Raw genomic sequence first — 22,675 nt, forward strand, 5'->3', positions numbered from 1 at the left:
CCCCTCAGAGGTCGCGGTCGTGCATGGGGCGGGCGGTGGTGATGTCGAGCTGGCCGGTGACGGCGGCAGTGATCAACGCTTGGCGGCGCTCGGCGAGAACATCGAGCTGCACCCGCAGTCGCTGCCTGGCACGCGAGATCTGGTCGAGCTTTCGCTGGACGGCCAGGACTCTCCTGCGCTGAATAGCGAGCTGCGGCAATGGAATTGGAAAACCCAAGATCTTACTGCTGTTCGTGGAGGCCAGATTTGTTGTCTTTACGCCCGTACTCTCGAAATAGCAGCGCCCATGAAACGTGCGGGTCATGAGCGCAAGATAATCAGCATCTAGTCGCGAAATTTCAGGGCGGACAGCAAATACGTGATTCTGATGGAGGCATCCCTCCAATTCTCCACGCCACAACGTACCTCTTCCCAGCTTGTCGAGATCACCACCCTCAGTCATCAGGACGTCACCCGACAGGAGCGTGCTTCGCCTGGCAATTCCGATTGGCACAGTGATTTCGCTGACGTTATCGACACGAATTCGGTCAGCTTGAACGTTGGCCACACTCAGATACGGACGAGTCACAACGTCACCCGATACGTCTCGCTTCCCATCGACAGTCAGCCCGCTTTGGATCCTAGCGACGTAGCCAAGGCGCACCAACGGGGCAGCCTCAAGGTGAGCAGGCAGCCAAATCCAGGGCCACTCACCCGAGGCAGAGGCTAGGGATCCAGGAATCAGTCCATCAGATACCTCGGCATACTCCAACTCATCGAGAACTTCGGCTTGCTTCTCACGCGCTGACGCCAATCGGTCAATCCGAGCGGTCTCGACATCGAGGAAGTCGGCGATCCGACACTGCTCACTCAAATCGGGCAGCGGGATCCTAAAGTCAAGAATCTTACTGCTGTTCGTGGAGGCCAAGTTTGTTGTCTTTACTCCGGTACTCTCGAAATAATCCCTACCATAAGCCGATTGAGTAACCCACGCCAAATATCCGGCGTCAAGCTGATGTGGGTTAGTCCGCAACGCAAAAACGTGGTTCTGGTGCAAGCAATCTTCCAGCTCTCCACGCCAAACGGTCCCGCGACCTAGCTTGTCGAGATCACCACCCTCGGTCATGAGAACATCACCCGAGCGAAGGCTGCTTCGTTCTGCCATCGCGCGCGGAACGGTAATTTCTGTAACCGAGTCAAGGGCCAGATGACCGGCTTGCACATTCGCGACCCTCAGATACGGCCGCGTCACCACGTCGCCATCGAGGTCCCGCGTTCCATCAACCGTCAAGCCTGTCTGCAAGCGACACAGATACCCAAGACGAACGAGTTGTCGATTCTCATTCGCCAACTTCTTATCCATGGGTCACCTCGCCGAGCAATGCCTGGATCTCAACCTCAAGCGACTTCAACTCCATGTCGATCTCCAAGAGCGGCCTCGGCGGCGTGGAGACGTAGAAGAGGCGCGTGAAAGCGATCTCGTACCCCACCTTGCAGCGCTCAACTTCCTTCGTCTTCGGGTTACGAATCTCCGCAATCCAGGCGTCCGGGACGTGAGGCAGCACCTCGCGGATGAAGTACGCGTCGATATTCTCGCTGAGCGGGACGTTCTCGTTGTCGCGGAGGTCAGGGTCAGGCTCGGGTTTGCCGTTGATAACTTGGACTTCACCCTCCGGATCAGTCACGCCCACTGCGTCGCGCATTGCCTTCTGGAACGGCGCGGCCGAGGGCCACGACACGCCCCCGGCCACCATCCCGGTTCGCAAGGCGTCCCATGCCTCCGCCTTGGTGGTCCAGCGCGATCCGAGCAACGGCTTGAGCGCGGCGAGCAGCAACTCGACCACAGCCTCGCCCCCGACCGCCTTCTTAACGGCAGCTGACGCACGGAGCTGGGTGAGGCTGTCCTCCGTGAGCTCGAATCGGAGCTTGAGCGGCCGGTCCACGGTGATTCGCTGGTAGCCGAAGTCCTGGTTGGCGCAGACCTTCACCCGGGGGTGGTCCGGATGTGTCTTCGCGTCGGCGATGCTGAGCGCATCGCGATAGATCGCGCAGATCCGCCCGATCTGCGCACGGGTGATCTTCTTGCGCTTCTTGCCAAGCGACTTACGCATCTTGGTCGACTGATCGCGAGCGTCGAGCAGGATGACGCGGCCCTTGCGGTCAGCCGGCTTACGGTTGGTCACGATCCAGACGTACGTGGAGATATCGGTGTTGTAGAAGAGCTGGTCGGGGAGAGCGACCACTGCTTCCAGGTAATCATGCTCGATGATCCATTTGCGGATCTCTGACTCCCCCGACCCCGCGCCGCCGGTGAACAGCGGGGAGCCGTTGAAGACGATGGCCAGCCGGGTGCCACCGACCTCGTCGCCAGCTTTGTCCTTCTTCAGCGGCTGCATCTTGCTCATCATGTGCTGCAGGAACAGCAGCGAGCCGTCGTTGATCCGGGGCAGACCGGCACCGAACCGGCCGTCGTGCCCCCTCTCAGCCTCCTCGCGGACGGCCGTCTCGACCTTCTTCCACTCCACTCCGAAGGGCGGGTTGGCGAGCATGTAGTTGAAGGTCTTGCCCTCGTGGCCGTCCTGGCTGAAGGAGTTGCCGAAGCGGATGTTCTTGGCGGTGTGGCCCTTGAGGAGCATGTCCGAGCGGCAGATCGCGTAGGACTCGGCGTTGAGCTCCTGCCCGAACAGGTTGACGCGCACGCGCGGGTTGAGCCTGCGGATGTGCTCCTCAGCGGCCGAGAGCATGCCGCCGGTGCCGCATGCCGGGTCGAGGATGTCGACGACCTGCCCCTCGCCCGTCAGCCGGGCGTCGTCCGGGGCGAGCAGCAGCTCGACCATCAGCTCGATGACCTCGCGTGGAGTGAAGTGCTCACCGGCGGTCTCGTTGGAGGCATCGGCGAACTTGCGGATGAGCTCCTCGAAGACGTAGCCCATGTCGTGGTTGTCCACAGCCTCGAAGCTCAGGTCCAGGCCGGCGAACTTCCGCACCACCTGGTAGAGCAGGTCGGCGTTGTCCAGCCGATCGATCTGGAGGTGGAACTCGTAGCGGTTGATGATCTCGGTGGCCTCGGAGGAGAAGCCCCGAATGTAGTCCTTGAGGTTCTTCGCCACGTTGGCTGCATCGTTGCTGATGGTGGCGAAGGTCTGCTCGGAGAGGTTGTAGAACTTGAGCTTGGACGCAGCCAGCAGCAGCCCGTCCTTGTTCTCCCCGGTGTAGGAGGCAGCGCGGTCCCATACGGCCTGCCGGGTCGGCTCCATGACGCAGTCCAGCCGGCGCAGCACAGTCAGCGGGAGGATAACCTTCCCGTACTCGGAGCGCTTGTAGTCGCCGCGCAGCAGGTCGGCCACCGACCAAATGAAGTCGGCCAGTTCCTGGTTCTTACTCAAAGCGTCCTGCCCTCTTCCTGCCGCACTGCGTCGACTCCGTCGGTCTTCGTAATCTGCTGCTCGGTGCCGCCCCCACCACGCCCGGGTTCTGGGTCGAGCGCACCGCTGGTGAGACCGTCGCGTGCGAGGCGCGCCGCTCGGTCCCCCATCTTGGCGAGTTCGGCGAGTTCACGCTGGAACGCGCCCAATGCGCGGAAGGCATTCCCGTAGCGCTGTTGCGCTTCAAGGTCCATACGTGGCAAGCGTGCTGAGCGAAGGTCCGCTCGGAACGTACCCGAGGACGAGGTGCCGCGACGGGTGTTCGCAGGACTGGCCACAAAGCCCCGCACAAAGTCTGGGTCCAGCTGGTCGCTGGCGGAGGCGAGTTCCTCGCCGTCGAGGGTGACCAGGCCAGCAGCCAGCAGGTCGCTCACCGCCATCGGGGCGCCCTCGTCCAGGTCGAAGGCCCCGGGCCGCGCCGACAGTTCCGGCAGTAGGTCCCGCAGCCTGCGCAGGTGCAGGTCGAGTTCGCCCCGCAGCGCGACGTACGCCGCCACGTAGTCGGGCTCCGGCTCACGGACGTAGCGGCTGGGCGTGAGGTCCACGTCATCGTCCAGCAGGTCGATCAGCGGCACCTCCGCCTCCTGGTGCGGCTTCGGCTGCCACGGTCCGTCAGAGCTGCTGGCGCTGAGGTCCACCATGCGTACCGTCGTCGCGCCCTTTCCGGGAGCCGCAGGCCGGCCGAGTATCCACACGTGCAGCGGCAGAGCATGGCTGGCCGCGAGGCCCGGCGGCAGAGCCACCACCGAGGTGACACAGCCGCGGCGCACCAGTTCCGCGCGAATCCGCCGACCCGACCGGCGGTGGGCGACCGACGCCGGCAGGACGACCACGGCCCTTCCCCCAGGGGCCGTGTGGTAGTAGCAGTGCTGGAGCCAGGCGAGTTCACTCTCCCCGCGCGAGGGCACTCCGGCTTCCCAGCGCGGATCGACGAGCAACTGCTCGCGGCCCCAGTCGGCCACAGCGGTCGGCGGCTCGCACACCACCAGGTCCACCCGGAGGTCCGGAAAGGCGTCAGCCCGAAGCGAGTCGCCCGCTGCCAGTCGCGGGGAAGCAGTGCCTCCCGTGCCGACCAGCAGGCTCGCTCGCGCCTGTGCCAGGCGAACCGCATCCGCCTGCATGTCTTGGCCCAGCCTGCTGCGTACTTCGTCGCCACCGATTGCCATCAAGAGGGATCCGATACCGCAGGCCGGGTCGAAGACGACTCCGGTCGTCTCGCCCGCGAGCTCCCCCACAGCTCGGGCCAGTTGCGGCGTCGACGACCCGTCCAGGGCAGCACGTGCACTGGATTCCAGCAGGCGGGCGATCAGTCCGCCCATCACCTCGGCAGGAGTTCGCTCCGCGAGTAGCTTCTCCAGCGCCTCGCGTACAGCTGGGTCGCGCAGTTCAGCCCCCCGCCCGAGCAGGTGCTCGCCGACTGCCGCCAGCGCCTCGACCATCTGTGCCCCGAAGGCACCACGCAGCGCCTGCCACAACCGGACCTCGCTGTTGACCTCCCGGCCTTCGCGCTGTCCGTCCAGCCACCGCTGCACCTCGGCGAGCGAGTACAGCGGGCTGGCTGCCGTGCCGCCGACCGGCACCGGGAAGTCCGGGCGACGCCTGCGCCAGTTGGAGACCGCAGCGCGCGTCACGCCGGCCAACCGGGCGATCTCCGCAGCGGTGGCGGTAGGGGCGGTTGCCTCGTCTTCAAGCATGGCATCACCGTACACCAGACGCGACATCATGTGGAGTTACATTCCGTTGACAGTGCCAACTGAATCGGCTTAGCGTTATCCGTTGACACGCTCTGCCCACTGAAGGCGAAGAGACGAGGAGCACGACGTGGATGCCAAGCAGCAGAACACGGGAACCCGGAAGTCGACCCTGCACAGGCTGACCGTTCCGGACGGGCAGCCAGTAGATCTCCGCGCCCTCGTGCGCCCCCGCTACCTCAGCCGTCCGGGCTATCAGGTGCGCGACTTCTCCCGGGAGGGCGTCACCGGGCTGCTCGTGAACGGGGGGATCCCCCGGGACCGGGCCGACTGGTGCCCGGCGGTCGAACGGATCACCGGCCTGGAGGTCAACGAGCGGAACCACTCAGCCGCGGGCCTGGTCTTGATGCGCACCGAGCGGGGCCTGTACGCGCTGAGCTACGGCGTCGGCCAGCACATGCTCGACCCCTACTACCGGGACGACGAGTTCGGCCTGGAGTTCGCCACCCGATGCCTGGACGAGGACGGCATTATCAAGGTCCGCAATCAGATCATGGACGGCCGAGGCCGCGTTGACGAATACTCCGTCGCCCGCGGCGAACGCATAGACGGCTTCGGGCTCGACCGCTTCGGCGCGGTCGTCCGCCGCATCTGCGGAACGGTCAGCAATGTTGCGCTGACATCGCTGTCCGCCGGGACCTCGAAGCACGTCCGGGTCGAGTGCTCGGAATCGACCATCAAGCTGCCGCTGGCCACCACGCCGGAGGAGTTCCTCAGCGACCTGCGCGCGATCGAGGAGGTCTGCGCCCGAGTGGACCCGCTGCCCGAGCTGCGCTTCGTGGACCGGCTGCACACCCTGGACAACCGCAGCCGAAAGGCGGTGGATGCCCAGACCGCCCTGGAGACCATGCTGGCGGATGCCAGCCACCCCCGGATGACGTTGGGGGTTCCCGATGCCTGCCAGGAGGGCTTCGGCTCTGCCCAGGCGTTCCGCATCGCCCTGGGTAGCCGAAGCATCGACGTCTTCGACCTCGATCTTCCGGTCCTGCTCCAGTTCGTCTCGGACGAGCCCGAAGGCGATCGCATGAAGGCACTCAATCGGGTGCGCATCGTCATGTTCAGCGACGACGACCTGCAGACGCCCGCCGGCGCGGCCACCAGTGGCAAGGAGTGGCTGATCGCGGACGTCCCGGTCGGAACCACGCGGTACTTCTACGGCCACGGGAAGTGGTACGAGGTGGGCGCCGGATTCCTTGAGACGCTCGAAGACGAGCTGCGGCAGTTGCTCGACAAGCCTTCCAGTGTGCAGCTGCCGACGTGGCCGAAGGGTGCTCCCAGTAGCAAGCGGAAGGACTCCCACGACGAGGACTGGTACAACAAGCGAGCAGCCAGCCAGGATGGCTACCTCCTCTTCGACAAGAAGAACGTCGTCACCGACAAGTTCAACGGCGGCGGACTCGAGATCTGCGATGTCCTGGGCCCGGACAACCAGCTGATCTGCGTGAAGAAGGCCAGCAGCAGCGACGGCACCGCGCCACTGAACCACCTCTTCGCCCAGGCCGTGACCGCCGTCGAAACCCTGCGCAGCGACGAGACCATCCGCAGCGACTTCCTCCGGCAGGTCGCGAAGCGCGCCCCCGGCCACCGCCTCCTCGGCGACTTCGGCACGCTGAGGGTCGTTCTCGCGATCCTCCTCAAGGACGGGAAGGAGATCACCGTCGACTCACTCTTCGCCTTCGCCCAGGTCTCACTGCTCCAGTCAGCCCGTCGGCTGCGCGCGATGAACGCGGAGGTCGAGGTCATCGCCATCCGGCGCTGAGTAGAGTGAGCGGCCCCTGGGGCGCCAAAAAGCCCGCTGCGGCGAACCATCGGACGAGGGGCGGCCCAGCCGCTCCGCCGGGAGGCGCGGCTCCTCGGCCATGGACCTGTGGCCGGACAGCACCCCGGAGCAAAAAGTCCCCGAGAAGTCCCCAGCAGCCCCATGGATCGCCTAGTACGTCAAGAAGGTGCAGGTCAGGGGCCCCATCGCCCACGCGGCTGCCATGAAGGTCAAGTACAAGGAGACCTCGCGCGGCGGCCTCGCGGTCAACGTCATCGAGTGCTGACGGCCTCCACGATGTCCCGGATCTGTGCAAGCGCATCGGGGTGATGGCAGCGCAGGGTCGGAGCGGTTTCCGTGGGCACAGGGTGTGCTGCCCTGCAGCACCAGGTGGCACGCGTCGTAGCCTGGCGGCATGACAGCGCAGCGGGCCGCTCAAGCGCCGCAGGCGCTTCGTTTCCCGGGCAGAGTTCGCCGCGATGTCACGCAGCGCACCCGGCATCTCCCTGGATGCCTTCCGGACGGATCAGGACGCCACAGCTGCCCCGGAAGTGGACGATCCCTGTGCCCGCTGAGCACGAGCGGGATCCGCTCGACACCGACATCATGATCCTGCGTCCAGGATGGCCGCGCCCAGCTGGCCGGGCCGGTGGAGGCCGGGGTGCTGCGGCGGCGGCCTGACCGCCGTTGCCTCCTGCAAGGCTGGGTGGTGGGCGGGAGCTGTCGGTACAGCTGGGGGCGTGCGCTACGGTGCAGCCACCGCCGTCCAGTTCAGAGGGTCCATTCCAGATGAAGTCCGCTCGTCTTCCGCTCGCCGCCGCGGCCACCGCGCTCGTGCTGAGCATCACCGCTGCCACGCCGAACGCCATAGCCGCCGCCCCCGCCCCCACCGCCGGTGTTGCGCTGGCGATCGCGCACTTCTCGCACCTGGTGGTCGACCAGACGCACGGGCACCTGTTCGTCAGCGGAGGGGCAGGCACCAGCGGCATCCTGGTCACCGACCTGACCGGCGCCACCGTGACCACCCTCGCCGAACCCTCCGGCGCCACCGGCCTGGCCCTGTCCCCCGACGGCACCACCCTGTACGCGGCCCTGCCCGACAGCGACGCCATCGCCACCATCGACACCACCACCCTCACCCAGACCGCCGCCATCCCCACCGGCACCGGCACCCACCCCGACTCCCTCGCCTACGCCGGCAGCGACCTCTGGTTCGGCTACGGCACCACCGGCAACGGCAACATCGGCTCCCTCACCCCCACCGGCACCGTCACCCTCGACCAGGACCCCAACCCCTGGCCCGCACCGCCGACTCTGGGCACCACGCCCGCCCCCGGCGACGCTCTCGCGGCCGCTGCCCAGAACGGCGCCACCGCCACCTTCTCCAGCTACACCACCACCGGCGGCGCCCTGGACCGCCTCGCCACCGCCCCCCTGGCCATCCCCGACCTCGGCGACATCGCCCTCACCCCCAACGGTCAGGACGTCGTCGCGGGCTCCTGGTCCGGAACCCAGAGCGGGCGCTTCCGCATGTCGGACCTGGCCCCGGACGGCGACTACACCCCGGGGCTGGCCAACCCGACGCTGGCCGTCGCCCCCGATGGCACCGTCGCTGGATGCAATTGCACCGGATTCCAGTACGAGACCCAGGCCGCCGACGGCTCGGGCCTCTACAACTACTTCCGCATCCAGGACCCCGACCGGCTGGCGCCCAACGGACTGGCATGGGCTCCGGACGAGAGCCGACTGTTCGCCGTGGCCACCGACCCCACAGGCGGCACACCCACCCTCCAGGTCCAACTCCAGCCCGACCTCGCGGCCACCCAACTCCACGCCGGCGTGCCCTCCCCGCTGGCACCCGGCGAGACCTTCAGCACCACCGTCTGGCTCGATTCGGGGGTCAACCCCGAGGTCAGCACCCGTCTGCAGGTCACCCGCTTCGACGCGGCCCACCCGGGCGGAACCCCGCTGCCCGACCTGGTGGAACCCGCGGGCTGGGACCAGTTCACGCTCACCGACACCGCACCCGCCAGCGGTCCCCTCAGCTACCGCATCGACTACCCCGGCGATGCCGACCACCAGCCGGCCAGCGTCACCTTCACCGTCCCAGTCGCCAAGTACGCCCCCGGCCTCACGCTCCGCGCCCCCACGGCGAGCCCCCGCACGGCACAGCTCACCCTCACCGGCCAACTCACCTGGCCCCACCCGCACCTGGACACCGGCCGGGTCCAGGTCACCCGCACCGACGCAGCCGACCCCCACGGCACGCCCCTGGGCACCGTGACCGTTGCGGCCGACGGCAGCTTCACCTTCCATGACACCCCCAGCACCGGCGGCGCCAACACCTACACCGTCAGCTACACCGGTGGCGCCTCCTACCTCCCCGCCACTGCCAGCAGCACGGTCCAGGTCTCCCGCGCCACCACCGCGGTCACGGTGTCCACCAATGCCGGCAGCTACGCCTACAACACCTGGGCCCAGGTCACCGCCCATCTGGGCACCACCTACAACAACCGCCAGGTCACGCTCTACGCCCAGCCCTACGGCGGAGCCAGGTCAGCCATCAGGACGGCGACCGTGGACGCCCATGGCAACCTCTCCGCCTGGTACAAGGTCATCCGCAACACCACCTTCACCGCCGCGTTCGGCGGCGACTACCGCTACGCCCCGGCGGCCGCCTCCCGCACGGTCTGGGACTCCGCCCAGGTCGACGACATCATGCGGCTCAGCTCGTCCACCGCCACCATCGGCGGCACCCGGTACCAGGTCTACTACCGCGACGCCCCGGCGATGGCCCCGCTCTTCGAGACCACCGTCTCCCCGGACCACTCCGGGCAGCCCCTGGTCGTCACCCTCCAGCGGTACTCCTCCGGGGCCTGGCACACCACCAGCACGAGCACCGGGTACCTCGGCAGCTACAGCGTCTACCAGGCGTACCTCCCCTGGAAGGCCATGCCCGACTACGCCCGGTACCGCGTCATCGCCGAGTACACCCACAACAGCAGCGACACCACCAGCCTCGACAGCTGGGGCAGCTGGCAGTACTTCACCACGTACCCCGACCCGGGACGCTGATCCGGCGGCCCCGCGGCGGAATGTGGCCGGATTCGGCCGCAGGGCGGGTGGCGCCCTTGTCGGCGTCGGGGGGCCGCGGGGTTTGTGAATGCCGGGGGGCCGGGCGGTGGCCAGGAAATTTCAGGCGGAAATCCTGCCCGGGGCCCGGCGGCGCGGCGGCAGTTTATGGCCGAAAGATGTTTTTCTTTTCAGGGGCCGCCCGGCCCGGGCCGGGCCGCAGGGCATCACCGGAAGCCGCAGTCCGTCACGCTCAGTGACAGGCTGCGGCTTCCGTGCTTCCGGGCGCCGGAGCCGCCGGCAGGGTTCCCCGGGGGCGTGCGGTCCAACCCCTGGGATCGGTGCGGATGCGCTTACCCGAGCGGGCAGTTGACGCGCCGGGCACGGACGCGCCCGCGCCCGGGCCGGGCCATCGCGGCTCACCTGGTGCGTTGTCCGTACCCCGGTCTGCGGGGCGGCCGGAGCGAATATGCCTGCGACCGGCTGTGTTGCCCCCGCGGGACGGCGTACCTGCGCGGCCTGCGCCCAGCGTTGCCCGAAAGGTTGCCCGGACGGACATTGTTGGCGATGGCGGTCCGAGCAAGAATCGCTGAAGAGGGATAACAGCGCGTGGCTGTTAACGTTAACGAGAATTCATTTCCGTAGGCGGCCGGACGCAGACGTTCCGTGTGCCGAGCGGATTTCCCGCAATGGCTCTGCCGGATCGATTAAACCCAGGTAGGTGACGATGGACCCGGATTTCTACTCGCGGGTCGCCGACGAGTTCGGCGAATACACCAGCGGGGGGCTGCGTACCGATGTCTTTCCGGACGGCGACCCGGAGGCCGCCTTCGACGAGCTGGCGAGGGGCCTGGGCGGCCCGGACGCCCGGCTGGTCGACATCGGCTGCGCCGACGGGCGCAGCCTGCTGAGGATCGCCCCGGCGTTCGGCAGCGTGCTCGGCATCGACATGTCGGCGTCGATGCTGGAGTCCGCCGAGCGCAAGCGCGAGGCGGTGGGGCTGGACGGCGTCAGCTTCGAGCAGCGCGACGCCTCCCGTACCGGCCTTCCGGACGGGGAGGCCGACGTGCTCACCTCCCGGCGCGGGCCGCTGTTCCCGGAGGAGTTCCGCAGGGTGCTCAAGCCCGGCGGCCACCTGGTCTACATGGGCATCGGCGAGACGGACGCCCGTGAGCTGAAGGAGGTCTTCGGCCGGGGCCAGCTGTATGGCCGCTGGGACGGCAGGCCGGTGATGGACGAGGTGGTGGAGGAGCTCACCGCGGCCGGTTTCACGGTGGTGCTGGAGAAGGCGTTCCGGACCGAGGAGTTCTACCACTCGCCGGTCGAGCTCGACACGTTCCTGCGCCAGGTGCCGATCTTCGAGGACTACGACACGGAGGCGGACCGGCCGCTGTTCGAGCGCTATGTCGCCTCGGCCGCAGGCGACCGCGGTGTCCGGCTCGACCGGCACTGGTTCGTCGTCCAGGCGCGGGTGACGGCATGACGATCTTCGACCAGCTCGACTCCGAGGTGCGCAGCTACAGCCGGCAGTGGCCGGTCGTGTTCGACCGGGCCGAGGGCAGCCGGCTGTTCTCCGAGGACGGCCGCCCCTACCTGGACTTCTTCGCCGGTGCGGGCGCGCTCAACTACGGGCACAACAACCCCTTCCTCAAGCAGGCGCTGCTGGACTACATCGCCCGGGACGGCGTCGCGCACGCGCTGGACATGTTCACCGTGGCGCGGCGCGACTTCCTCGAAGCCGTCCAGGACGTCCTGCTGGCGCCGCGGGGGCTCGAGTACAAGGTGGTCTTCCCCGGCCCGGGCGGCGCCAACGCGGTCGAGGCGGCGCTGAAGCTCGCCCGGCGGGTCACCGGGCGGCAGTCGGTGGTGAGCTTCACCAGCGGCTTCCACGGGATGACGATGGGGGCACTCGCGGTCAGCGGCAACCTGGCCAAGCGCGCCGCCGCCGGAGTGCCGCTGACCTCGACGACCGCGCTGCCCTACGACGGCTACCCGGGCATCGGGGAGAGCGGCCCGCGCTACCTCGACCAGCTGCTGTCGGACCCGGGCAGCGGCCTGGACCGGCCCGCCGCCGTCATCGTGGAGACCGTCCAGGGCGAGGGCGGGCTGCGCACCGCCGGCGCGGACTGGCTGCGCGAACTCGCCGCCGTGTGCAAGCGGCACGAGGTGCTGCTCATCGTGGACGACGTGCAGATGGGCTGCGGCCGCACCGGCTCGTTCTTCAGCTTCGAGGACGCCGGGATCACCCCCGACATGGTCTGCCTGTCCAAGTCCATCGGCGGCTACGGCCTCCCGCTGGCCCTCACCCTCATCCGGCCGGAACTGGACGTCTGGAAGCCCGGCGACCACAACGGCACCTTCCGCGGCGTGAGTTCGTCCTTCGTCACCGGGGCGCAGGCGCTGCGCTCCTACTGGAGCGACGGCACGCTGGAGAAGTCCACCCGCGAGCGCGGCGAGCGGATCGCGGCGGCGCTGGGCGCCGTCGCCGCCGAGCACTCCGGGGCCGAGCTGGAGGTCCGGGGCCGCGGCTTCGCGGCCGGACTGCGCATCCCCGAGCCCGGCGCGGCCCGCGCGGTGTGCGCCGCGGCCTTCGAGAACGGCCTGCTCATGGAGACCTCCGGGGCCGCGGGCGACGTGGTGAAGCTGCTGCCCCCGCTGACCATCGGCGACGACGACCTGGACGAGGGTCTCGCCATCATCCGTACCTGCGTGGGCCGGGTACTCGCGCGGGGCAAGTGAGGAGTCACCGCTGTGCCAGGCAAGATTCCTGAGATCGACCTTGAGCTGTGGCACAAGGCGTCCGACGCCGAACGCGCCCCGATCGCCGCGGAGTTGGACGCCGCGCTGCGCAGCACCGGCATGTTCCTGGTGTCCGGGCACGGCGTGCCGCAGGCCGTGATCGACGACTACCGGGCCACCGCCAAGCGCTTCTTCGCCCTGCGCAGGGAGGTCAAGGCGCAGTACGCCATCGAGGCCGCGTACGACGGCGGCTGGCTCGAGATGCATCCCCCCGGCGGGGTCGGGGTGCCGCTGAACGAGGGCGAGGAGGCCCCGAGCGCGCCGGACCTGCACGAGTCCTTCTACTCCGGGCCCGGGCACCGTACCGGCGACGAGCGGCGGGACCGGTTCAACTACCCGGCGAACCGCTGGCCGGCCGAGCTGCCCGAGCTGCGGGCGGCGGCGGACGCGTACACGACGCACATGGTGCGGGTGGTGCAGGCGGTCAACGAGGTGCTCGCCGTCACGCTGGGCCTGCCGGAGGACTTCTTCACCTCGCGGGCGCAGAAGGCGACCTGGACGCAGAACGCCAGCTGGTACCCGTCGTACGCGAGCATCGGCGAGGTCGCCCGCGGCCAGTTCCGCAACGGGCCGCACACCGACCTGGGCACCGTCACGCTGCTCAGCCGTCAGCGGGGCGTGGGCGGGCTGCAGGCGTGGACCGAGCAGGACGACTGGTTCTCGCCGCCGTACAGCCCGGACTCGCTCATCGTCAACCTCGGTGACCTGATGGAGCTGTGGACCGACGGGCGCTGGCGGTCGCTGAAGCACCGCGTGCTGCCGCCCAGCCCGGCGGCCCCGGACGAGGAGCTGCTGTCGCTGGTCTTCTTCTTCGAGACCGACCCGGACACGCTGATCGAGCCGTTGGCCGCCCCGGTCGGCGGCGGACGGGGGCTGTCGCCGGCGTACGCGCGGCGAACAGTCCTGGAGAAGCTCGGTGTCCCGCCCGAATCCATCCCGGAGGCTGAAGCATGAGCAGAATCGTCGCCGTCGTGTCCGGCGGGATCGACTCCGTCACCATGGCGCACCACTTGGCCGCCGAGGGCCACGAGTTGCACGTCATGGCCGTCGACTACGGCCAGCGGCACCGCAAGGAGCTGGAGTTCGCCGCCGCCGCCGCGGAACGGCTCGGCGCGCCGTACGAGGAGGTCGACCTGCGCTCACTGCGGGGCGTCATGCGCGGATCGTCGCTGACCGACCCCACCGTGGCCGTGCCCCGCCCGGGCCAGTCGGTCGGCGGGAACCCCAACATCGTGCCCAACCGCAACGCCGTGCTGCTGTCGGTGGCCTTCGCGCTGGCGGTCACGGTGCAGGCGGACGCCGTGGCCTTCGGCGTCATGGCCGAGGACGTCGGCCCGTCCGACACCTCGCCGGAGTTCCTGCGGCTGTTCCTGGACATGGAGCGGGTGGCGACCAAGGGGTCGCTCGCGCCCGGGGTCGAACTGCTCGCTCCGTTGATCGAACTGCCCAAGACCGGAGTCGTCGCCCTCGGCGAGAAGCTCGGCGTGCCCTGGGACAGGACCTGGACGTGCTTCCGCGGCGAGGAGATCCACTGCGGCGCCTGCGCGGCGTGCGTGGAGCGGCGCGGGGCCTTCGCCGATCTGGGCATCACGGACCCGACGGACTACCGCGAAGCACTGATACCGCAGTGACCGGTGCCGGCCGCCTGACCGGCGGCCCCGACACGGAAGGAGGCGGTACCGCGTGGAACCGGAACTCGTAGTCAACGAGATCTTCGGCCCGACCGTCCAGGGTGAGGGCCGTTCCATGGGCCGCAGGTGCGCGTTCCTGCGGCTGGGCGGCTGCAACTTGTCGTGCACCTGGTGCGACACGCCCTACACCTGGGACTGGACCGGCATCGGCGACTCCGGGGTCAAGTACGACCCCCGCAAGGAGCTGCACCGCCGGACCGTCCGCGAGGTGGCCGAGGAGCTGCTCGCGTTCGGCGTCGAGCTGATCGTCATCTCCGGCGGCGAGCCGCTCGGCCAGCAGAACCGACTGGTCCCGCTGGTCGAACTGCTCACCGCACGGGGCCTGGAGATCGAGATCGAGACCAACGGCACGCACGCCGCGGACCCGGCCCTGGTGGCCGCCGGGGTGCGCTTCAACGTCTCGCCCAAACTGGCCCACTCGGGCGATCCGGTCGACCGGCGGATCGTGCCGGGCGCGCTGCGGAGCCTCGCGGTGACGCCGGGCACCACCTTCAAGTTCGTCTGCCGCAACGGCGACGATCTGGACGAAGTGGCCGGACTGGTCGAGGAGTTCGACCTGGACTCGGTCTGGATCATGCCGAAGGGACAGACCGGCGCCGAGGTCAACCGGCACATGGCCGAACTGGCCGACGCGGTGATCGCACGGGGCTGGAATCTCACCACACGCCTGCACACCTTGTTGTGGGGCGACACGCGAGGTGTCTGAGCGCGTGGCTCAATCAAGCAAGAAAGGTGAATCGGAGACATGACGCTGCGCATCACGAAGAAGTTCGAGTTCTCTGCCAGCCATCAGCTCTCCGGCCTGGCCGAGGGACACCAGTGTGCCCGGCTGCACGGCCACAACTACGTGGTCGAGCTGGAGCTGAGCGCCGATCTGACGCAGCTGACGCCGACGGGGTTCGTCCGTGACTACGGCGAGTTGGCCCCCTTCAAGACCTGGCTCGACCAGACGCTCGACCACCGCCACCTCAACGACCTGGTGGACGACAACCCCACCGCCGAGAACCTGGCGGTGTGGCTCTACGAGCACTGGTCGAAGGAGTTCCCGGAGCTGACCTCCGTGCGTATCTCCGAGACCCCCAAGACGTGGGCCGAGTACCGGCCCTGAAACGCCGGCCGGCTGGCGGGAGCCAGCCGCCCGTTCATCGGAAATCGAGCAACGGCCGTGCCGGTCGGACTGGAAAGGTGCCCCAATGTCTGTGACCACGCTGGTGCAGGAGGATGACATCGACGCGGAGAAGCCGCAGGAGGAGGACCCCCTGGTCGGACTCGCCCGGCAGCTGCTGAAGGAGATCGGGGAGGACCCCGACCGCGACGGGCTGCGGGACACCCCGGCGCGCTTCGCCCGCTGGTGGCGCGAGTTCATCAACTACGAGCCCGGCTCGGTCGGCACCCTCTTCGAGTCGAACGGCACCCAGCAGCTGGTGGTGGTCTCGGACATCGAGGTCTGGTCCCTCTGCGAGCACCACCTGCTGCCGTTCAACTGCTCGGTGACGATCGCCTACCGGCCCACCGAACGGCTGCTGGGCCTGTCGAAGTTCGCCCGGATCGCCCACCGGCACGCGCACAAGCTCCAGGTCCAGGAGCGGCTGGTCTCCGAGATCGCCGAGGACATCGCCGCGCTCAGCGGGACGGAGGACGTGGCCGTCATCGCCAAGGGCGAGCACCTGTGCATGACGATGCGCGGCATCAAGGCCGCGGCCCAGATGACCTCGACGGCCTACCGCGGGGCGTTCGGCGAGGACGCCGGGCTGCGGGCCGAGCTGTTCAACCTGCTGCGTCCCTGAGCCGGATCCGCACCCCTGAAACCTCTCTCCGGGGCCGCTGCCACGGCCCTGTACACCGATCCGGGGCCGCTGCCGCGGCCCTGTACCGGGTCGCTGCCGCGGCCCCGAGGAGCATGTGCCATGGAAACACCATCGGTGTCAGGAATCGGCCGGATCTCCACTCGGCCTTCGGGGCGGGAGATGCCGACGACCCTGCACCGCGAACCGGCCGTCGCCGCCGGTGAGTCGACCAAGCAGAACACTCCGATCGGATTCCGCCAGGGCTGCGCCAACAGCGGGCCGGGGGCCACGCCCTTCGGCCGGCAGCTGCGCAACCTGCGCCTGCAGAACGGGCTGTCCCAGAAGCAGCTGGCGCGCTCCAGCACGCTCAGCGTCCGGGCCATCCGCGATCTGGAGAACGGGAGGGTGCGCCAGCCCCGGGCGGACTCGCTGCGCCTGCTCGCCGACGCCCTCGGCCTGAGCGCCCCGCAGATGAACCGGCTGACCAACGACCACGCGCCGGGCTTCCCCGCGGGGGCGGCCGGACCGGCCATGAGCGGCCCGTTCATCGGCCGGGAGCAGGAGGTGGCGGTGCTGACGACGATGCTCGGCGCCGAGCACCACCGCCTGGTCACCATCACCGGCATCGAGGGCGTCGGCAAGACCCGGCTCGCCCGGGAGGTGGCCCGCGCGCTGGAGGCGGCCGAACAGGCGACGGTGCTCTGGCTGCCCCTCGACGACCCGCTCCGCAGCGGACGGGCGACCGCGGGGGCCCCGGAACCGCCCAGCTGGCTGCGGGAGATCGTGCACTCCGGGCCCGACAGCCGCCGACGCCTGATCGAGGCCATCGGGGAGTCCAACGGCCTGCTGGTCCTCGACGGCGCCGGGCCGCAGGACGGGCTGGCGGACATCACCGCCGGCCTGGTGGCCGCCTGCCCCCGGCTGCGCATCCTGGTCACCACCAGGAACCCCGTGGACATGCCGCTGGACTCGCTCTTCCCGCTCGCGCCGCTGCCGGTGCCGCTGTCCGACACTGAACCGGCCGAGCTGGAGCAGGTGGCGTCGGTGGCGCTGCTGCTCGCCCAGGCGAAGCGGATCCAGCCGGCGTTCCGTCCCGACCCGCACACGCTCGCGGACGTCGCCCGGATCTGCCGCACCCTCGACGGCCTTCCGGCCGCGCTCGAATCCGCCGCCCACTGGAGCCTGATCTACTCCCTGCGGCAGCTCTCCCACCAGCTCACCACCGAGCCGCTCACGGTCGCACGCCGACCGCACGGCGGCCGTCAGCAGGCGGACGCCTACGCGTCGGTCCAGCACACCATCACCACCCTGAGCAGCCGTCAGCGCGACCTGCTGTCGGCCATGGCCCACGGCACGCCGCAGCCGGCGCCGCACCGGGCCTCGCGCGACCTGGACGGCTACTGGTCGGTGCCGGAGGTGGCGGACACCATGGGCCTGACGGCGGCGGAGTGCGCCGACGACATCTACCACCTGCTCATCCTCGGCATGCTCCGCCGCATCGACCACCACGACGTGGCGATGTTCAGCGTTCTCAACATCGTCGGCATCGCCGGGCGGAGCGCCATCGCCGGGCAGCACACAGCCGCATGATCCGGGCACTACCAGGAAGAAGGATGAACCGTGCGACTCTGCACTCTCCGCACCGACACCGGTGAGGACGTCGGCGTGTCGGTACCCGGCGGGATCGCCTCGCTGAGCGCCGTCAACGCGGCCGCGGGCACCGGCTACGGCCCCACCATGCTGGACCTCATCCAGAAGGGCGAGGGCGCCGCGCTCGCGGCCACGGTCGCCGCCCTGCCCGCCACCGCCCTGCCGACCGCGCCGGGCGCGCCGGAGTTCGGGCCGATCTACCGCCACCCGCCGAAGCTGTGGGGCGTGGGCCTGAACTACCTGCGCCACGCGGACGACCTGGGCGTGCGGCAGCCGACCGACGCCCCGGGCTCCTACCTGCGGCCGTCCTCCACGGTGATCGGGTACGGCGACGACATCCTGCTGCCCAGCCAGTCGCAGCGGGTCACCGCCGAGGCCGAACTCGGCGTGGTCATCGGCACCACCTGCAGCGACGTGTCGCCCGAGGACGCCCCGTCGGTCATCTTCGGCTACACCAGCGTCCTGGACATGACCGCCGAGGACGTGATCCGGGTCAACCCCCGCCACATCCCGTGGGCGAAGGCGTTCGACACCTTCTGCAGCCTCGGCCCGTGGGTGGTCACCCCGGACGAGATCCCGGACCTCTCCGCCGTGCGGATCTCCACCGTCGTCAACGGCACGACGATCGCGTCCAACCAGGTGTCCGCGATGATGTACGACCCGCACTGGCTGGTCGGCTACTTCTCCGGCGGCATGGTCCTCGAAGCCGGCACCGTCATCGCCACCGGCACCCCCGGCGCCGGTGTCATCCACGACGGGGACACGGTCGAGGCCCTGGTCGAGGGCGTCGGCGAGCTGCGCAACACGGTCAGGCTCAAGTCCGGCCCGGCCAGCGGGCGCTGAGCAGCCGCCCCGACCTGCGGCAGGGCGAGGGGGCGGGCCGCACCGGTCCGTCGCCTCGCCCTGCCGCCGCACCGGCGGTCAGGCGCGGTCGGCGCCCGAAGCCGCCGGGACCGGGTCGGGGGTGATCTCCAGCCTGACCGCCTGCCGCGCGGCGGCCATGGTGCGGAGCACGGTGGCCCGGTCCGGGCCGTGCACCGAGGCGCTGACCGGGATGCACATGCTGTGGTTGGTGACCGGCACGTGGTCCCCGGGCTTGAACTCCGCGAGCACGTCGGCGACGCCGGGCAGGGCGCTCAGCTCGTCCAGGCCGTGCACGGCCACCAGCGTGCCGGGGGCGTCGTCGTTGCGGATGACGACGGAACCGAGGACGGACGTGAACCCGTGGTCGCCGTCGATCATGCGCGGACGGCGGCCCAGGTAGCACTCCACGGCGTCGTGGAACGGCCGCAGCTCGGAGTGGATCGCCCACAGCGGCACCGCGGGGCCGCCCGAGAACCGGGCGGCGAGCTCGATCAGGAAGACGTCGTCCTCGCCGTCGCCGCACTTGACCTCGATGTGGCCCGGCCCCCGGCGGATGCCGAACGCGTCGAGCACCTGCGTGCAGAACCGCTCCACCCGGGCGTAGTCGGGGTGGTCGGCGTCGATCTGGATGATGTCCCACAGCGGGAAGTCGTAGTCGCGGTCGTCGGGCCGGCGGTACTCCCAGATGTCGACCAGCCGGTGCGCGCCGTCGGCGCTGAAGAAGTTCACCGCGTACTCGCGCCCGCGCACGTAGCGCTCCACCAGCCACTCGGTGACCGGCTGGCCGTACCTGTCCTCGGCCAGGCCGGTGACCGCCCGCTCCAGCTCCGCCTCGCCGCCGACGACCGAGACGCCGTAGGAGCCCGTCCCCATGGTCTGCTTCACGATCACCGGGAAGCCGATCTCCCGTGCGGCCTGCGCGACTTCGTCGAGCGAGCGGACCAGCCGGAACTCCGGCACCCGGACCCCGGTCTGCTCGGCCCTGACCCGCATCGCCGCCTTGTTGCGCCGCGCCCAGCCCTGGGCCGGGTCGTTGCCGGGCAGGCCGAGCCGGGCCGCGATCTCGTCGGCCACGTGCAGGCTTGACCCGTTGGCGGGGACGACGGCCCGTACGTCGAACCCGGTCGCGCGGACCTGCCGGACGGCGTCGTCCACGTCGGCGGCGTGCAGCGACATCGGGTCGTCGGGGTCGGCCTGCTGGTTCGCCACCGTGGACAGACCCGTGAACAGCGAGAGCGCGGCGAAACCGAGATCGCGTACGGCGATCTTGTAGTCGCGTCCGTTCCCGGTGGTGGTCGGGTCGATCAGCAGGATCACAGGGTCGTTCGGTTCCACGGAAACTCTTCTCGTACCAGGCGTGCGAATGGTCAGGGGCGGGTGGCGGCGGCAGGCCCTAGCGCGCGGCCATGGCGTTGGCGGCCTTCAGCACCACGTCCTCCGCGGGGTTCACCCGGTCGATCTCCGCGACCGCCGCCATCAGCTCGAAGACGTCGACGTTCGCGGTCTTCGCGCACCGGCTGATCAGCGGGAAGAAGCTGGAGTGCGTCCGGGTGATGCCGCCGACGAGCTGGTAGGTGCGGTCGTCGTGCAGCCGCTCCAACGGGCGCACGACGGACTCGCTCAGCTCGGCGAGGGCGCGGAAGTCGTACCCGGTGCCGTTGCCCTGGGCGTGCAGGGTCGCCGCGAACGTCTCCGTGACGGTGTTGCCGGCCCCGCGGCCGATGCCGTCGAGCGTGGTGTCCACGAACCGTGCCCCGTTCGTGGCCGCCGCAAGCGAGTTGGCGTTGGCCAGGCTCAGGTTGTCGTGGCCGTGGAAGCCGAGCGGAACCGTCACCGCCCGGCCGACCTGCTCGAACAGTTCGGCGACGTCCGACGGCAGGTAGCCGCCCACCGAGTCGACCAGGTAGACCGTGTCGGCGCCGTACTCCGCGCACTGGCGGACCGCGTCCGTGACACCGTCGACGCCCAGCACATTGGTCTTCATCAGGTTGGTGAACGCGGTGATGCCGAGGTCCTTGGCGAGGGCGATGAAAGCCTCGGCCGGTGCGACGGCGGAGATGTCCACGCCGATCCGGACGAACTGCATGCCGGCGTCCACGGCCTGCCTGAGGTGGTCCAGCTCGGCGATTCCCGGGATGCAGAACATCCCCCAACTCGCCTTCGCCAGAGCCTCGGAGGCAATGCGGAAGCACTGCGCGTCGGAGACCCGGGTGGGGTGGGGCGTGCGCTCGGCGGCGTTGAGGCCCAACCCGTGGCCCAGCTCGACGAATCGGACACCTGCTTCTTCAAGACCGGTCAGGACGCTCTTGATGGTGCCTTCGGTGAACTTGAAGTCCACGGCATAACTACCGTCACGAAGCGTGCAGTCCAGGATTTCGACGGTGGACGATCGCCCGTCCTCGGCGACCGTCGGCGATGTCTCTGACATTGAACACCTCAAGCAGAGAAGGGTGGGGAAAGCGCTGCGTCGACACTAGCCGAGAACCGCACGTCCGAGAGCGGCAGAAACCCGGCAGAAGGGCGCCCAACGACGGGCCCAACTGCCTCTCCGGGCAAGGGGGAACGCCTTGCGGCGGGCAACCGTGGAAGATACGAATGGCCGTGACGCGTGAGCCCAGGCTCGGAAGAAAGGACATGCGAGATGACGATTTTCACCGAGCTGGAATCCGAGGTGCGCGGCTACAGCCGGCTGTGGCCGGTGGTGTTCGACCGGGCCCAAGGCAGCCGGCTGTACGCCGAGGACGGCACGGCCTACCTCGATTTCTTCGCCGGTGCGGGCGCCCTCAACTACGGGCACAACAACCCGCTGCTCAAACAGGTGCTGCTGGACTACATCCGGCGGGACGGGGTCTCGCACGCGCTGGACATGTTCACCGTGGCGCGGCAGGACTTCCTGCAGACGTTGAACGACCTCGTGCTCGTCCCGCGCGGGCTGGACTACAAGGTGGTGCTCCCCGGCCCGGGCGGCGCCAACGCGATCGAGGCGGCGCTGAAGCTCGCCCGCCGGGTCACCGGCCGCCAGACGGTGGTGAGCTTCACCGACTCCTTCCACGGGATGACCCTGGGGGCGCTGGCGGTCAGCGGCAACGCGGCCAAGCGCGCCGCCGCCGGGGTGCCGCTGACCTACGCCCATCCGCTGCCGTATGACGGGTACCAGGACGGCGCCGAGCCGGGCCCGCGCTATCTGGACCGGCTGCTGTCCGATGCGGGCAGCGGGCTGGACCGGCCCGCGGCCGTCGTCGTGGAGACCGTGCAGGGCGAGGGCGGGCTGCACGCGGCCGGTCCGCAGTGGCTGCGCGACCTCGCCGAGGTCTGCAAGCGGCACGAGGTGCTGCTCATCGTGGACGACGTGCAGATGGGCTGCGGCCGCACCGGGCCGTTCTTCAGCTTCGAGGACGCCGGGATCACCCCCGACATGGTCTGCCTGTCCAAGTCCATCGGCGGCTACGGCCTCCCGCTGGCCCTCACCCTCATCCGGCCGGAGCTGGACGTCTGGAAGCCGGGCGAGCACAGCGGTACCTTCCGCGGCGTGAGTTCGTCCTTCGTCACCGGGGCGCAGGCGCTGCGCTCCTACTGGAGCGACGGCACGCTGGAGAAGTCCACCCGCGAGCGCGGCGAGCGGGTCACCGCGGCGCTGACCGAACTGGCGGGCTCCGACCCGGAGTTCGAGGTGCGCGGTCGGGGCCTGGCGGCCGGGCTGCGGCTGCGCACCCCGGGCCTGGCGCACCAGGTGTGCGTCGCGGCGTTCGAACGCGGGCTGCTGGTGGAGACCTCCGGCGCGCAGAGCGACGTGGTGAAGCTGCTGCCCCCGCTGACCCTCGGCGACGACGAACTGGACGAGGGGCTGGACATCATCCGGGCCTCGGTGGACGCCGTGCTCGCGCGGGCCAGGTAGCGG

The 22,675-nt window shown here is 69.3% G+C and carries 17 protein-coding genes and 1 pseudogene; 13 read left to right on the forward strand and 5 right to left on the reverse strand.

The features are described from left to right. Positions 1–4: 4 nt before the first annotated feature. From GXW83_RS28630 to GXW83_RS28640, 3 genes are read right to left on the reverse strand one after another with little or no spacing between them, the layout of a single operon-like run. Positions 5–1,342 carry a hypothetical protein gene (locus GXW83_RS28630; RefSeq protein ID WP_182445938.1) on the reverse strand — a complete coding sequence of 446 codons (1,338 nt, stop codon included), beginning with the start codon at positions 1,340–1,342 and terminating at the stop codon, positions 5–7. Continuing rightward, positions 1,335–3,365: a class I SAM-dependent DNA methyltransferase gene (locus GXW83_RS28635; protein ID WP_182445939.1), complete on the reverse strand. Its 2,031-nt coding sequence runs from the start codon at positions 3,363–3,365 to the stop codon at positions 1,335–1,337. The genes GXW83_RS28630 and GXW83_RS28635 overlap by 8 nt, the downstream gene beginning before the upstream one ends. Continuing rightward, positions 3,362–5,098, reverse strand: a complete 1,737-nt coding sequence (locus GXW83_RS28640; RefSeq protein WP_182445940.1) for an N-6 DNA methylase — start codon at positions 5,096–5,098, stop codon at positions 3,362–3,364. The genes GXW83_RS28635 and GXW83_RS28640 overlap by 4 nt, the downstream gene beginning before the upstream one ends. Positions 5,099–5,225: 127 nt before the next feature. Between GXW83_RS28640 and GXW83_RS28645 the strand changes: the two genes are divergently transcribed. The 12 genes and pseudogenes from GXW83_RS28645 (at position 5,226) to GXW83_RS28695 (ending at position 18,756) form a co-directional block, all read left to right on the forward strand. Further along, a complete protein-coding gene (locus GXW83_RS28645) occupies positions 5,226–6,914 on the forward strand; it encodes a DUF6119 family protein (protein ID WP_182445941.1) in 1,689 nt (562 codons plus the stop codon). Between the two features lie 431 nt (positions 6,915–7,345). Further along, a pseudogene (locus tag GXW83_RS34555) lies at positions 7,346–7,489 on the forward strand (prevent-host-death protein); the annotation flags it as partial. 214 nt (positions 7,490–7,703) lie between these two features. Next, positions 7,704–9,989 (forward strand): Ig-like domain repeat protein, encoded by a 2,286-nt coding sequence (locus tag GXW83_RS35150; protein WP_182445942.1) that lies wholly within the window; start codon positions 7,704–7,706, stop codon positions 9,987–9,989. A 724-nt stretch (positions 9,990–10,713) separates the two neighbouring features. Continuing rightward, complete coding sequence (locus tag GXW83_RS28655) at positions 10,714–11,469, forward strand: class I SAM-dependent methyltransferase (protein WP_225447571.1); 756 nt, start codon at positions 10,714–10,716, stop codon at positions 11,467–11,469. Then, a complete protein-coding gene (ectB, locus tag GXW83_RS28660; RefSeq protein ID WP_182445944.1) occupies positions 11,466–12,725 on the forward strand; it encodes a diaminobutyrate--2-oxoglutarate transaminase in 1,260 nt (419 codons plus the stop codon). Before GXW83_RS28655 ends, ectB (GXW83_RS28660) begins: the two co-directional genes overlap by 4 nt. 12 nt (positions 12,726–12,737) lie before the next feature. After that, on the forward strand, positions 12,738–13,739 hold the full coding sequence (locus GXW83_RS28665; protein WP_182445945.1) for an isopenicillin N synthase family oxygenase: 1,002 nt from the start codon (positions 12,738–12,740) through the stop codon (positions 13,737–13,739). Then, positions 13,736–14,416 carry a 7-cyano-7-deazaguanine synthase gene (locus GXW83_RS28670; protein ID WP_182445946.1) on the forward strand — a complete coding sequence of 227 codons (681 nt, stop codon included), beginning with the start codon at positions 13,736–13,738 and terminating at the stop codon, positions 14,414–14,416. Before GXW83_RS28665 ends, GXW83_RS28670 begins: the two co-directional genes overlap by 4 nt. 52 nt (positions 14,417–14,468) lie before the next feature. Next, complete coding sequence (locus GXW83_RS28675; RefSeq protein ID WP_182445947.1) at positions 14,469–15,182, forward strand: 7-carboxy-7-deazaguanine synthase QueE; 714 nt, start codon at positions 14,469–14,471, stop codon at positions 15,180–15,182. Positions 15,183–15,221: 39 nt separating this feature from the next. Then, positions 15,222–15,584, forward strand: coding sequence for a 6-carboxytetrahydropterin synthase (locus GXW83_RS28680; RefSeq protein WP_182445948.1), 363 nt, complete (start codon positions 15,222–15,224; stop codon positions 15,582–15,584). An 85-nt stretch (positions 15,585–15,669) separates the two neighbouring features. Then, entirely contained in the window at positions 15,670–16,263 is a 594-nt protein-coding gene (folE, locus tag GXW83_RS28685; RefSeq protein WP_182445949.1) for a GTP cyclohydrolase I, read from the forward strand. 180 nt (positions 16,264–16,443) lie between these two features. Further along, on the forward strand, positions 16,444–17,853 hold the full coding sequence (locus GXW83_RS28690) for a helix-turn-helix domain-containing protein (protein ID WP_182445950.1): 1,410 nt from the start codon (positions 16,444–16,446) through the stop codon (positions 17,851–17,853). Between the two features lie 30 nt (positions 17,854–17,883). Next, on the forward strand, positions 17,884–18,756 hold the full coding sequence (locus GXW83_RS28695; RefSeq protein ID WP_182445951.1) for a fumarylacetoacetate hydrolase family protein: 873 nt from the start codon (positions 17,884–17,886) through the stop codon (positions 18,754–18,756). A gap of 78 nt (positions 18,757–18,834) precedes the next feature. Here GXW83_RS28695 and GXW83_RS28700 read toward each other — a convergent pair whose 3' ends face one another. Further along, positions 18,835–20,112 carry an ATP-grasp domain-containing protein gene (locus GXW83_RS28700; protein WP_182445952.1) on the reverse strand — a complete coding sequence of 426 codons (1,278 nt, stop codon included), beginning with the start codon at positions 20,110–20,112 and terminating at the stop codon, positions 18,835–18,837. Positions 20,113–20,170: 58 nt separating this feature from the next. Next, positions 20,171–21,205, reverse strand: a complete 1,035-nt coding sequence (locus GXW83_RS28705) for a 4-hydroxy-2-oxovalerate aldolase (RefSeq protein ID WP_182445953.1) — start codon at positions 21,203–21,205, stop codon at positions 20,171–20,173. 213 nt (positions 21,206–21,418) lie between these two features. Here GXW83_RS28705 and ectB (GXW83_RS28710) point away from each other — a divergent pair, with 213 nt between their 5' ends. After that, positions 21,419–22,672 (forward strand): diaminobutyrate--2-oxoglutarate transaminase, encoded by a 1,254-nt coding sequence (ectB, locus tag GXW83_RS28710; RefSeq protein ID WP_182445954.1) that lies wholly within the window; start codon positions 21,419–21,421, stop codon positions 22,670–22,672. The last annotated feature ends 3 nt before the right edge of the window (positions 22,673–22,675 follow it).

Source organism: Streptacidiphilus sp. PB12-B1b (genome assembly GCF_014084125.1).
In the GTDB taxonomy this organism is placed as follows: Bacteria; Actinomycetota; Actinomycetes; order Streptomycetales; family Streptomycetaceae; genus Streptacidiphilus.